This is a genomic window from Acinetobacter sp. NIPH 2699, assembly GCF_022549355.1.
Lineage (GTDB): Bacteria > Pseudomonadota > Gammaproteobacteria > Pseudomonadales > Moraxellaceae > Acinetobacter.
In genome coordinates this window covers 23,942-38,308 of record NZ_JAKZGL010000001.1, presented here as the reverse complement: position 1 = coordinate 38,308, position 14,367 = coordinate 23,942, and the positions used below count along the sequence as shown (strand labels likewise).

At 41.6% G+C, this 14,367-nt stretch carries 8 protein-coding genes; 1 reads left to right on the top strand and 7 read right to left on the bottom strand.

The window, feature by feature from the left end; genetic code table 11:
• Positions 1-93 precede the first annotated feature (93 nt).
• Positions 94-2,376, bottom strand: coding sequence for a molybdopterin-dependent oxidoreductase (locus MMP72_RS00150; RefSeq protein WP_241313660.1), 2,283 nt, complete (start codon positions 2,374-2,376; stop codon positions 94-96).
• 28 nt (positions 2,377-2,404) lie between these two features.
• Positions 2,405-3,280, bottom strand: coding sequence for a MaoC/PaaZ C-terminal domain-containing protein (locus tag MMP72_RS00145; protein ID WP_241313659.1), 876 nt, complete (start codon positions 3,278-3,280; stop codon positions 2,405-2,407).
• Between the two features lie 327 nt (positions 3,281-3,607).
• Between MMP72_RS00145 and dsdA the strand changes: the two genes are divergently transcribed.
• Positions 3,608-4,939: a D-serine ammonia-lyase gene (dsdA, locus tag MMP72_RS00140; protein WP_241313658.1), complete on the top strand. Its 1,332-nt coding sequence runs from the start codon at positions 3,608-3,610 to the stop codon at positions 4,937-4,939.
• 44 nt (positions 4,940-4,983) lie between these two features.
• Here dsdA and MMP72_RS00135 read toward each other — a convergent pair whose 3' ends face one another.
• From MMP72_RS00135 to MMP72_RS00115, 5 genes are all read right to left on the bottom strand, one after another.
• The gene (locus tag MMP72_RS00135; RefSeq protein ID WP_241313657.1) at positions 4,984-5,613 is read right to left on the bottom strand and encodes an NTP transferase domain-containing protein; all 630 of its coding nucleotides are present in this window, start codon (positions 5,611-5,613) and stop codon (positions 4,984-4,986) included.
• A complete protein-coding gene (locus MMP72_RS00130) occupies positions 5,610-8,390 on the bottom strand; it encodes a nitrate reductase (RefSeq protein ID WP_241313656.1) in 2,781 nt (926 codons plus the stop codon). The genes MMP72_RS00135 and MMP72_RS00130 overlap by 4 nt, the downstream gene beginning before the upstream one ends.
• Positions 8,391-8,475: 85 nt before the next feature.
• A complete protein-coding gene (gene nirD, locus MMP72_RS00125; RefSeq protein ID WP_241313654.1) occupies positions 8,476-10,101 on the bottom strand; it encodes a nitrite reductase small subunit NirD in 1,626 nt (541 codons plus the stop codon).
• An 11-nt stretch (positions 10,102-10,112) separates the two neighbouring features.
• Positions 10,113-12,659, bottom strand: coding sequence for a nitrite reductase large subunit NirB (nirB, locus tag MMP72_RS00120; protein WP_241313653.1), 2,547 nt, complete (start codon positions 12,657-12,659; stop codon positions 10,113-10,115).
• Positions 12,660-12,686: 27 nt separating this feature from the next.
• Positions 12,687-14,045 carry an MFS transporter gene (locus MMP72_RS00115; protein WP_241313652.1) on the bottom strand — a complete coding sequence of 453 codons (1,359 nt, stop codon included), beginning with the start codon at positions 14,043-14,045 and terminating at the stop codon, positions 12,687-12,689.
• Positions 14,046-14,367: the final 322 nt, after the last annotated feature.

The window sequence follows — 14,367 nt, the reverse complement described above, 5'->3', positions numbered from 1 at the left end:
ATTTTTGTTTATATCTTTTTGCACCATTTCAAGCCATATTTTATTCCATATGTAAGAATATAGTGCAACCACTCGATAAGGATCAAATCAATTCTAAGCAATCAAGCCTTCCAAACGCACAGGTACATACTTATGATATGGTGTCTTGGACAGTGGATCACAATGCTGACCAGACGTCAGGCGATTAAGCTGAGGACCGATAGGCTCACTGCCACCATAACGCAAACCATAACCATGTGGTAATGACACTACACCTTTACGCATCCCCTCATCAAGCTCGACAGTGACTTGAATCTGCCCATGTTCAGAAATACATTGCAGCGAATGACCATTTTCCACCCCAAACTTCAATGCATCTTGAGGATTCATTCTCAAACGTCCCTCTGCATCGACTTTACGCCATGCTGGGTCACGATAGATTTGATTGGCGTTATAGCTGCGACGCTCACCTGCAAGCAAAATAAAGGGATAGTCATCTGTCAATGCCAAAGATCGCTGTCTTAATTGTGCTAACTCGATAAACATCTCAGGAATCACCAAACGAATTTTTTTATCTTTATATGCTAATAAATTCCACACATCTGCGTAGTCATGTTGAGACAACACCACACCAGAACGTTGTTTTAGAATCGTTTGGAAAAGCTTCACCCCAAGATTAAGTCGATTCCCTTCATATCCAGCTTGCTTAACCGCTTTATAATGCTGAGCCGCATATTGCATACATAAGGGAAGTAGCAACGCAGTAGATGCAGCATCATTTGGCAAAGTCTTGCCTAAAGTGCGATATACAATCGATGCAGCAAAGGGAATCAGCTTTTTATTTCTCGCAAAACTCGCGCCAAGCGCACCGAAATAAGCAAGATAAGCTGTATTCGCCGAATCTTTTTCTGCAATTTTACTCAGAACAGGAAACTGTTTCGGCATGACGCCCATTGCTTCTAGTAAGCGCGTATAAATTTCCGCTTCTGCTAAGGTATTACCTTTCGCTTGGAAAAGTGGATGGCGTAAATGAAAACCATTTTTAGGAAATTCCAGATTAAAACCCGTAAATTCCCACTTTTCAAATTGACTACGTGCAGGCAAAACATAATGCGCTAAACGTGCTGTTTCAGTCATTGCCACATCCACCACAACCAATAGATCAAGCGACTGAAAAGCCTGCTCATAAGCTGAGGTATCCGCATAAGTCAGCAAGGGATTGCAGCTATCCACAAATACGGCCCGAACACGTTTTTCACCTGCTTTTAAAATCTCATCGGGCAAAATATTCGGTGGGAAAAATCCAGAGATAGGAAACATTTTATGATGGACTGTACGGCGATATTTCGGATTACGCTCATCGGTATTGGTCAAAATCGGGATAAACATGGTATGTAGATTATTGGTGCCTTGTTTGCCAAAATGCCCTGCCAATAAATATAAAAGCTTCTCTAAATAACCATTCAAGGTGGTATTTAAAGTATGCTGAATCCCCAAATCAATCCGCACACAACCACGCTTAGCTTGAGCAAAATCACGTACAATTTGATAAATCAGTTCAACTGAAACATCTGCTTTTTGAATATAGTCTTCGATCGGAACGGCAAGAAATGCCTGTTTTACTTCATCAAAACCATGCGTATGCTGTTGAATAAACTGTTGATCATACAAGTCCTCTCGCAACATGATGGCGATCATCGCTGACATCAAATAAGCATCTGATCCCGGTTTTAATTGCACATGAATATCGGCTTGCTTTGCTGTTTCTGTGACCCTCGGATCAAAAACCACCATGGTTCGATGAGGATCTTTCTTGATATGTTTTAAAGTATCTCGTGCATTTGGAATACCATGCGCCTGAAATGGATTGGTTCCAATAAACAAGACATAATCTGCGTGCTCAACATCTTCGGTGGTATGACAAGCTTGACTACCAAACAAACGACCATTGACCCAAAAATCACCTGTTTTTTCTTGTGCCAATGAGTTATAGGCATAAAAACTTTTCATGGCATATAACAACTGACGACCATAGGCTGCGCCTAAGTGATTGCCCTGCCCACCACCACCAACGGATGCAAATGCGGTTCCACCATAGGTATTTCTAATCTGAACAAGCTGAGCCGCAATCTCCTGAATCGCTTGTTCCCAACTGACTTGCTTAAATGTTCCATCCGCCTGACGTTTTAATGGCGACGTTAAACGATCGGCATGTTGTTGGTAATGCTGTAAGCGTGCCGCCTTTTGACAAATATACCCGTGAGAAAAAGGATGTTGATCATCCCCTTTGATTTTCTTGAACTGATTGTTTTCGATTTCTACACTCAATCCACAATTGCGTGAGCATAGAATACAAGCAGTCACATCCTGCCTTGAAACTGGCGCTGTTATTGTCATGTGTTCTCACCTTATCGTTGTTATGAAGTTATGAAAATTGACCCATTAAACAAATTTGCCCTGCTGAGCCAACCACACGTACAAACTTTTGATCCTGCTCAACACTGGTTTCAACTTGATTGTATTGGGAGGGCAATTTCACTGGTTTTAAGAATCGGACATCAATCTGTTGAATTGGCTCAGGTAATAGCTCAAAGCTACGTGCAAACACCCCAAATCCATGCAGTACTTTCTGCCCAAAACTAGAAATTTTTGCTAAAGGCCCGACCCAATGGATTGGATTAAAATCTCCTGTTAACAGCGCAAATTTCAAACCATCATTCGCTGTGGTTGACCATTCGCCTTGTGTGGTCCACTTTTTCTGGTCTGTGCTTTCTGTCCGTTTGGTTTTTTCAAAATTAGGTAAAATGAACGCCATATGCAACACAGCTTCAACCAAGTCAGGCTGAGCGATTGTTCCAGTAATAATCTGAACCGAGACACGTGCCAGACCATTACGCTCATCCACTTGGGAAATCTTGGCTTGAATCAATAATTTTTCATGTCGAGGAATCTTGCCATGAATTTTCAGGCTAACCCCTTGATTGATCACTTGGGTCAACGGGTAACTCGTTTGCAATAACAGGCGTGTTGCAAATGAAAGCCCCCATTGCGATACCATATGCGGTGGAATCGAATCCTGATATTTGTCTGCTTGAGCACCACTCCATCGCACATAATGATCAATCAATTCAACACTTGGCGGTTCAATCACTTCTTTAATCGCTGCGAGCGCCTGCCAATCAACTGACTTCACCTGAGCCTTTTTGAGACTGCGAAGTCCAATTTTCCCAAGCCCAGCTAGAGTTGATTGATGTTCAAATAAGAATTGTAATGGGATCTGCTGGTACCGAATCGAAAACATGTGAAGCTCCTATTCTCTTTATTTTTCCAACATTCTTTCATTGTACCGATGTTAATCCAAACACAGGTTCAATCGGATGGAATGATATAAGTTCAAAAATAGAACTTACTAATACAAAGGTCAAGAACACTCGTCAGAAATTTACATAAGGAAGTAAATTAAAGCTGAATGGCAGATCATCGTTTTGGCTATATCGATGCTTTCATCAATCGCAGAAAGCCAGTTTTTGTGGTTTAATCTTCACCATCATATTCATTCAAAAGAAAAACTAGACTGAGTAAACCGTCCCTTTCATTCTAATTTTATTTAAACCTGATGAGCACTTTTATGAATTCAGATCAAATTAAACACCTTATTACGCAATACCCCATTGTTAAAGATCTGATCGAACTCAAAAAGACCGTTTGGTTTAATTCCCAATTTACGACACTTGACGAAGGCTTGCCTTATGTTGGGCTAACTCAGAACGATATTGATGACGCACGTGATCGTTTAGCTCGCTTTGCGCCATACCTCATGACAGTATTTCCAGAAACCACTGTGACAGATGGCATAATCGAATCTGAGCTAATAGCTATTCCCAATATGCAACATGCTGTTGAGGCTCACTTTGGACAAGACATTTATGGAAAACTCTGGCTTAAAAAAGACAGTCATCTCCCCATATCAGGTTCAATCAAAGCGCGTGGCGGTATTTATGAAGTCCTCTATCACGCTGAAAAGCTTGCACTTCAAGCTGGGTTATTAACGGTTGATGATGACTACTCAAAACTGAACAGTCCTGAATTTAAAACATTTTTTAGTCAATACAGTATTGCCGTCGGTTCTACAGGCAATCTCGGACTATCAATTGGCATTATGAGTGCAAAACTAGGCTTGGATGTTACGGTACACATGTCCGCAGATGCACGCCAATGGAAAAAAGATAAGTTGCGATCTCATGGTGTAACCGTCATCGAATATGATCAAGATTACGGTGTTGCAGTACAAGAAGGTCGAAAAGCAGCCTTAGAAAATCCGAATTGTTTTTTCATTGATGATGAAAATTCGCAAAATTTATTTTTAGGTTATTCGGTTGCAGGCGAACGCTTAAAAAAACAATTAGAGCAAAAAAATATCACTGTAGATCATGATCATCCTTTGTTCGTTTATTTACCTTGTGGTGTTGGTGGTGGCCCTGGCGGTGTCGCATTTGGGTTAAAAATGGCTTTCGGGGATCATGTTCATTGTATTTTCGCTGAACCCACCCATTCGCCATGTATGCTACTGGGTGTTGCTACAGGTCTACATGATGAAATTTCTGTTCAGGATATTGGAATTGATAATATCACTGCTGCCGATGGTCTCGCCGTGGGGCGTGCATCAGGCTTTGTTGGTCGAGCAATGGAAAGATTATTAGATGGTTTTTATACGCTTGATGACCAAACGATGTATACCTTACTGGGTATACTTCACCAATCCGAACATCTCAAACTTGAGCCATCTGCCTTAGCGGGTATGTTAGGCCCTATTTTGATCAGCCAGCATAAAGCCTACGCTGCTTTACATCAATTTACCGAACAACAGCTTGAAAATGCCAATCATATCGTTTGGGGCACAGGTGGTGGAATGGTTCCTACTGAAGAAATGGAGAATTACCTCAAAAAAGCCTTAGCCTGAATAATATTCTTGTAAAGTTGTTGAACAGAAAGGACTTACAACAATTAGTTAGAAATCAGCATCTGTTTAAAAGCTTTGATTTGTTGATATTGTTGCAATTCATCCAGAGAATTAATGCTATGACAAAATAAACTCTGTTTCTGGAATGAGACAGTTTGTGCATGTAACTGCTTAAAACAATCACGTAGACTCAATTTATTTGCTGTTATTTGTTGGTCTAAAACTGGCAAGCTTGCTCTTTTTAATAGACAAAATGGATATAACGCATCGCCATTGATCATGACATAAGCAACTTGCGCTATAGGGTTTTTCTGTAAAGCCCGATGAAGTTTTGCCAAAACCTGATTCGGAATATACGTCACATCACAAGGAATGAATAAGACATAGTCTGATTGTACCTGCGCCCAAGCACTTTTCATTCCCATCAATGGGCCTAAAAAACCACTTTGATCATCGGCATAGCACTGAATATCGGGCTCAATATGCTTATAAATCGAACTGTCTCGATGACTGTTGACCCAAACCTGCTGGACTTCAGTTTTAAAGTTTTGGCAGATTTTTGAGAGTTGAACTTGGTCATCAAACTGTTGTAATAGTTTATTCATACCGTTCATACGACGAGCTTGCCCTCCCGCTAGGATCACTAGATCTGTAGCGGGAAATTCTGTGTTCATACCTCTGCCTCCAATTGACAAGTTTTGATCAAGCCACGAATCTCGGGTAGACATGAACCACAATTTCCACCAGCTTTTAAACACGCTGTCACTTGTTTTTCATGCGTAATATTTTGAGTTTTAATGGCTTCAATGATTTTATTTTTACCTACTTTAAAGCAACTACAGACCAGTGGTCCATCGTTGTTAGCCGCTGACATCGGCATACCTGCCAGCAAAGCTTTTCGGTGTAACGCACTCAATCGTTCACGTTTAAATAGCGTAGCGACCCAGTCACGATCAGGTAACAACTCTGCTGGCGCAATATATAAACTTGCAATAAGAATACCATCTTTCAATATCACACTATGGCTCAGTTGCGCTGAAACATCGTCCAGACTTAGCCACTCATAGGTTTCATCAACAAAAGGTAAAAAGTTTTTAAGGTTCTTTTGCGTTTGATCAAAGTTATGACGGTCTGCGATCTCATAACGTATTGCTTTGGCTGTTTTGATCTTGGTCCACCAAGCACAAGTCTCTAGCGAGTTTTTGATATAATGTTCAAATCCCTCTCGCACATATAACACGCCTTGCCAAGTGGTATGAAATGGTTGAATCGCCACTGGTGTGTGTTTAAATTCAGGTTCGCCAGAAATGGCATCTACCACTGGATTGACGATCTTACCAATTCGGGCATCCGAAGCCACTTGTTCAGTCCAATGAATCGGTGCAAAGATTTGTCCACGGCGTACACCTTGAGCCAGTGTCACACGCAGTACGCAACTGCCCCACGTTGAACGCACTTCAACCAAGGCTTTATCACGAATACCAAATTTTAAAGCGTCATTTGGATGAATCTCACAAAACGGCTCAGCTCGGTGTGTGGTTAAATTCTCAGATAAACCCGTTCGTGTCATAGTATGCCATTGATCACGAATACGCCCTGTATTAAGTATCAACGGATAATCTTCTGACGTCGCATTCACTGGGTTAATTGCAACTGTTGGAATCAATTTGGCCTTACTATTTTTATGACTAAAGCATCCTTGATCAAAAAGTTGCTCCACCGCAATACTTTGACCTTTTCCCCAGACTGGCCATTGAATTGGCTGTAATTGGTTATATTCATCTAAGCTTAAATTCATTAAGCCTTTTAAGTTGAAATAACGGAAATTCTCAACTTGATCACGTTGATCTACACTGGCATTTTCATAGGCAGACAACGCCGCATGTTCATTAAAAATATCACTGGCATTGTTAAAATCAAAACCTGAAAAACCGAGTTTTTTCGCCACTTCGCATACAGCCCACCAATCAGCTTTCGCTTGTTTTGGCGCAGGCAGAAAAGCACGTTGACGAGAAATACGGCGTTCAGAGTTGGTGACTGTGCCATCTTTTTCACCCCAGCCTAAGGCTGGTAATAAGACATCAGCATAAGCGGTGGTATCGGTATCAGCACAAATATCCGACACCACGACAAACTCACATTTTTCCAAAGCGCGTTTCACTTGATCGGCATCAGGCAGGCTCACCACTGGATTGGTTGCCATAATCCAGATGGCTTTGATTTTTCCACTCTCCACAGCTTGGAATAAATCAACCGCTTTGAGGCCAGCTTGTGTGGCAATGACAGGACTATTCCAGAAGCTCTGCACTAAATTTTGATGACTTTGATTATCTAAATCTAGATGTGCTGCCAGCATGTTCGCCAGCCCGCCCACTTCACGCCCACCCATGGCATTCGGTTGACCCGTCATTGAGAACGGCGCAGCACCCAACTTACCAATTTTGCCAGTCAATAAATGGCAATTGATAATACTATTGGCTTTATTGACCCCTTGCGAAGATTGGTTCACGCCCATAGAAAATAGCGTAACCACTTTTTCAGTCTGAGCAAACTTATCAAAAAACAGTTGTAATTTTTCTGCTGAAATCCCTGTGCGTTTAACCAGTGCATTAAAATCTTGTTCGCTTTGACTTGCTTCTAAAAGTGCTGGTAATCCTTCGGTATACGACTCAACAAATTGATGATCTACATAATCATTTTGATATAAATATTGTAATAAACCATTAAATAAAGCCACGTCTTGCCCGAGTAAAATAGGCAAATGCAAATCAGCTTGTTCACAAGTACTGGTAAAACGTGGATCAATCACCACGACGAACAAATCTGGATTTTTACTTTTTGCCTGCATGATGCGTTGATACAAAACTGGATGACACCATGCAGTATTTGAACCCACCAATACCACCATATCGGTATGTTCGAAGTCCTCATAACTTGCAGGAACGATATCTTCCCCAAAGGCACGTTTATGGGCAGCTACGGCAGAGGACATACATAGACGTGAATTGGTATCAATATTGGCAGTACCAAGATAACCTTTGACGAATTTATTCACCACATAATAGTCTTCGGTCAACAACTGACCTGAGACATAAAAGGCAACACTGTCAGATCCATATTGATCAATACAGGCTTGGAATTGGTCTGCAATTTTTTCTATTGCGGTGTCCCAAGTGGCGACTATACGGTGATTTTTACGCCCAAACATTGGAGACAAGACACGAGTTTCTAGACCGATGGTATCAGCTAAATTGCTGCCCTTAATACAAAGTCGCCCAAAGTTTGCTGGATGTTGAGTATCACCTGACACTTTAACCGTTGTGCCGTATGCTTTATGCTGGACGGTAACATCTACACCACAGCCAACCCCACAATAAGGACACGTTGTTTTTGTAATGATTTTTTCTACATGATCGGAGCGACTGTGTTCTAAATTTTGAATACTGTTCATGACTGCCCCTTTACCTAATTCATTTCTGCCTACATTTCACATTCTATTTTTGGCTTAGGAGGAGATCCTCCTAAGCCAAAGAGGATTAACCAGCCTTTTTCATTGCAAAGTCTTTACCAAATAACAATTTATTTCTAAACATCGAAACTGGCGTTTGATCAGCAATCAGTTCGGCATACCACATACCATCCTCGGTATCACCAAATAAAACAGCACCGATCACTTTGTCTTTTTGAATAATAATACGCTTATAAATTTGACGCTTTTCATCGTTCAAGATGATGTCTTCAAAGTCTTCTTTAGGCTCAAAGTTTCCTGCCGAAAATACATCGACACCACTGACTTTTAATTGTGTTGGAACAGTTGGTGATTTGAAAGTCAAACTGCCGTGTTCAGCCAAATGGGTTGCACAAATAAATGCTTGTCCCCATAGCGGTTCAACCAGACCAAAGGTTTGATTACGGTGTTCGATGCACTCACCCACCGCATAGATACTTGGGTCAAAGGTTTGCATGGTGTCATTCACCAAGATACCACGATTACAACGCAACCCTGCACTTTGTGCCAATGCGATATTAGGACGAATACCTACAGCAAAGATCACAAGATCAGCATCTAAAACAGTTCCATCTTTTAAGCGGACTTGTTTGACATGACCATTTTCGTCAGCAATCAACGCTTCTGTATTTGCTTCAGTAATAATATTGATGCCTTTCTGCTCAATACTATGACGTAACATACCGCTGGCACGACCATCAAGCTGACGCTCCATAATACGATCCATCAAGTGCAATACCGTGACATTCATACCACGTTGTACCAGACCGTAAGCAGCTTCCAAACCAAGTAAACCACCACCAATCACCACTGCATTTTTCTTGCTTTCAGCATATTTAATCATGGTATTTACATCATAAATATCACGGAAGCTGATCACACCTTTCAGGTCAACACCTTGAACTGGCGGAATAAATGGTGACGAGCCTGTCGCAATAATCAAGCGATCATAATCAACACTTTCACCTTTTTCGGTATGTACAGTTTTACGGGTACGATCTATTTTTACTGCTGGATCATCAGCAATAAACTGAATACCTTTATCGCTATACCATGCATGTGGATGCAGCATGATGTCGTCAATGGTTTTTTCACCTGAAAGCACTGGCGACAGCATAATACGGTTGTAATTGCCCCACGGTTCTTCACCAATCACAGTGACTTCATAACGATCTGGTGCCATATCCAATAAGTCTTCAAGACAACGCATACCCGCTAAACCATTGCCAATCAGCACAAGTTTTAACTTTTCTTGAGAAGCGCCATTATTAGTGATGTAAGTCTTTTGAGGAACTGGACTCACCCATACCCGACCATCTTCGATTTTGGTTGGAAATACTAAAAGTTTTTGATCCTTATCTTCCAAACAACGCCCTGTCGCTAAACTGAAATGTTGTTTATAGATCGGCGATGCAATCACACGTTCGCCTTGTAAATCACCAATAATGCCACGACACATTACATTGGCTTGGCTGAATGGGTCTTTATTGCTCAACGCATAAATACGTTTTTCATGTCCTACACGGAACAAGGCAACAGCTTGCTCACCCACCAATGCTCCAACACCAGTATTTGGCGTAATATCATTTAAAGCACAGACTTCAATCCAATCATTTTCAGGAAGCATATTGTTCATTTCTTTTAAACTGGTCATCTCTGTTCTCCTTATGCTTCAACCATTGGAATACGATCTTCTGAACGTTCTGCATCATTCAATGGACGGATTTGATCACGTACTTGCGTAAACTGAATGTGTGGATCAGCTTGTTGTTCAGCACTTGCATTGATATAGGTTTGGAAACGTTTGCGGATTTCAGGATTTTCCACCGCAGTGCGCCATTCATCTTGATAAGTGCCAATCACATGACTCATACGGTTTTCAAGCTCTTCAGCTAGGCCCAATGAATCATCGACAATGACTGATTTCAAGTAATCCAAACCACCTTCCATGTTGTCACGCCATACACTGGTACGTTGTAAACGATCAGAGGTTTGGATGTAGAACATAAAGAAGCGGTCAATATAACGAATCAAAGTTTGAGTATCTAAATCAGATGCCAGTAACTCAGCATGGCGAGGTTTCATACCACCATTACCACACACGTATAAGTTCCAGCCTTTCTCAGTGGCAATCACACCGACATCTTTACCTTGCGCTTCCGCACACTCACGGGTACAACCTGAAACTGCCATTTTCAGTTTATGTGGTGAACGCAAACCTTTATAACGATTTTCAAGTTCAATCGCTAAGCCGACAGAATCATCAACGCCATAACGACACCATGTGCTACCCACACAAGACTTCACAGTACGCAGTGATTTACCATAAGCATGACCTGATTCAAAACCAGCCGCGTTTAACTCTTCCCAAATAAATGGCAGTTCATGGATTTGTGCACCGAATAAATCAACACGTTGACCACCTGTGATTTTGGTGTACAAATTATATTTTTTAGCAATTTGACCCACTGCAATTAATCCATCTGGAGTCACTTCACCGCCTGCCATACGTGGCACAACCGAATAAGAACCATCCTTTTGGATATTGCCCAAGTAGTAATCATTACTGTCTTGTAAGCCTGCATGACTCGGTTCTAATACAAAGTCATTCCAGCACGATGCCAAGATATTGGCAGCCGTTGGCTTACAAATATCACAACCTAGGCCATGACCATGTTGATGAATCAAATCATCAAAGGTTTTGATCTCATTGACACGTACCAAGTGATACAGCTCTTGGCGTGAGTACGGGAAATGTTCGCAAATATGGTTATTGACCGTAACACCTTGACGTTGTAACTCTGATTTTAAGACTTGAGTCACCAGTGGCGCACAACCACCACAAGCTGTTGCTGCTTTGGTACATTTTTTCAAAGCACCCAGTGAAGTTGAACCATCACAGATTGCTTGACAAATATCTGCTTTAGAAACGTTGTTACATGAACAAATGGTGGCACTGTCAGGTAGTAAATCAACACCACTACCGCCTGCTTTCGCACCTGAATCAGCGAAGCCCGGCATAATTAAACTTTCAGGTGTTTCAGGTAATGCCAGACCATTCAGCATCATTTGCAATAGGTCGTTATATTCTGCTGCATCACCGACCAACACTGCGCCCAGTAATTTGGTTTTGTCGGCATCAACCACGATCTTTTTATAGACCAATGCATCTTCATCAGCATAGAAATAGCTGAGAGAATTTGGTGTCATACCATGTGCATCACCGACTGACGCGACATCCACACCCATCAACTTTAGCTTGGTGCTCATATCGGCACCTGCGAAGCAATGTGTTTCTTCAACCAGAATATGTTTTGCTGCAATACGGGCCATATCGTAGCCGGGTGCAACTAAACCATAAATCTTGTTATCCCACAGCGCACATTCACCAATTGCATAAATATTTTCGTCTGACGTTTGGCAGTAATCATTGATTTTAATACCACCACGCTCACCTAACGCCAAACCACTCAAACGAGCCAATTCATCACGTGGGCGAATCCCTGCTGAGAAGAGAATAATGTCTGTTTCAAGCTCGCTGCCATCAGCAAACTTCATGATATGCGTGGCACTGTCGCCTGCTTCAATACATTGTGTTGCTTTTTGGGTATGAACCTTCACACCAAGGTTTTCGATTTTACGACGTAGTACCTTACCACCTAAATCATCAATTTGAACGGCCATCAAGCGTGGTGCAAATTCAACAACATGTGTTTCTAAGTTTAAGTCACGTAATGCTTTCGCTGCTTCCAAACCAAGTAAACCACCACCAATCACTACACCTGTTTTTGCATTTAAGCTTGCTGCTCTAATCGCATCCAAATCTTCAAGGGTACGATAAACAAAACAATTTTCACGATCATTACCTGATATTGGCGGAACAAAAGCATAAGAACCTGTTGCCAACACCAATTTGTCGTAGTGAATCACATCCCCATGATTCGTGGTCACTGTTTGTTCAACAGTATCAATTGCAGTTGCTTTGGTATTTAAGCGTAAATCAATACCGTGCGCATCAGCAAAGTCAAAACGTGCAAGTGACAAATCCTTTGCTGATTTACCAGAGAAGTACTCAGTCAAATGTACACGGTCATAAGCAATACGTGGTTCTTCTGCAAGAATGGTAATTTCCAACTCATCATCAGCTTTCTCTAAAATGGCTTCGATGAATTTATGACCTACCATGCCGTGACCAATCATCACTAATTTCATTGTGTTTCTCCTAAAATCTGATTTTGATTAAGCTGCGCTGTTTTGTTCTGCGTGGCGTTCTAAAAGTGCTTGTTCAAATAAGCGTTGTTCTTTTTCTTTATGCTCTACCGAGAATCGGATGAACATCACAGAACCGGCAGTGATCACAACCAAGCCACCTAAAACCATTAAACATGTTTGGATATCCAACATACCCTTCAATAAAAATCCTGCTGCAACAGCGCCAACGTTGCCACCTGCGCCAATAATGCCCGCGACTCCGCCCAAAGCATCACGGTCAATGAATGGAACCAATGCATACGTTGCTCCACACGCCATATGAGTAAACAATGCAAAGATGGTCATGCTTAGAATTGCTAAAGTGACACTGCTCATTTGAGAGAAAAGGATCAAGAACAGCCCTTCTCCCAAGATCAATAAAAATAGAATCTTGGTACGACCATCCAAACCGCGCTTAAGTGCAATTTTGTCTGAAACCATGCCACCTAGAGCACGGGCAAATAATGCCAATAAACCAAAGATCCCTGCGGCTAAACCTGCTTCTTTTAAACCAAAGTCAAAGTGAGTCACGTAATACATCGCAATGATGTTATGGATGAAGATCTCAATACCAAAACATGCTGCATAAGAGACAAATAAGATCCACACACGATAGTTACGCGCCGCGTGCATCAGAATCGCCATCCCACCTTTTTTATCGCTGCCAACAGAAATACCTTGCGCACGAAGCTCTTTAAAGTTGCCTTGTGGGCAATCTTGTGTGTATTTCCAGTAAAGTACCCCGACAATAACCATCAACAGACCCGGAACAAGCAGTGCAATTCTCCACCCCATCGCTTGTTCAACACCGAACATCACTAACGCCGCAAGCATCAATGGCATCAAGACTTGAGTCGCACCACCACCAGCATTCCCCCAACCAGCAGAAGCAGCATTTGCAGTACCTACCACATTTGGCGCAAACATAATGCTGGTGTGATATTGCGTAATCACAAAACTGGCACCGATCGCACCAATCAATAAACGGAAAAATAAGAAAGATTCATAGCTGTTTGCTGAGGCAACACCAAATACAGGAATACTCCCGATCAGCAATAATGCGCTATAGGTTTTACGTGGACCGTATTTGTCACACAGTGGCCCAACGATAAGACGAACGACAATCGTGATCGCAACAGCTGCAATATTAATATTGGCAATTTGATCTATCGTTAAATTGAACTCACCTGCAATGACTGGCATCAAAGGAGCACAAGCGAACCAAGCAAAGAAACAGACGAAGAATGCAAGCCAGCTCATGTGGAATGCACGCATCGCTGGTGCGGAAAAGTTGAATAACTTAATTGATGTGGCTTTTTTGGCCGATAAATCTAAAGACATTGCCATCTCTCCTACTGAACGTATACTGTGTTGTCAACACAAACATTGTGTAAACAAACCGATCAGATCGGACATCGTTGGCCGTCTTACAATTTTTTTGAAAAGTCGTCTTTGACTCACTAAGTAGTTAGCAAATACTATGCCAAACAAAAACAAAGAAATACTGAGAAAGAATTTAACCATTGTTTTATATATGTTTTTTAATACTTAATAGACAATATATGTATAAGCAAATTGCGCATTTCTCCCCCAAAAATAGGGATGACCTGTTTTAAAGCAAAATTCACCTTGCTTCATAACAACTCTTTTTACGCACCAAAAAAGAACA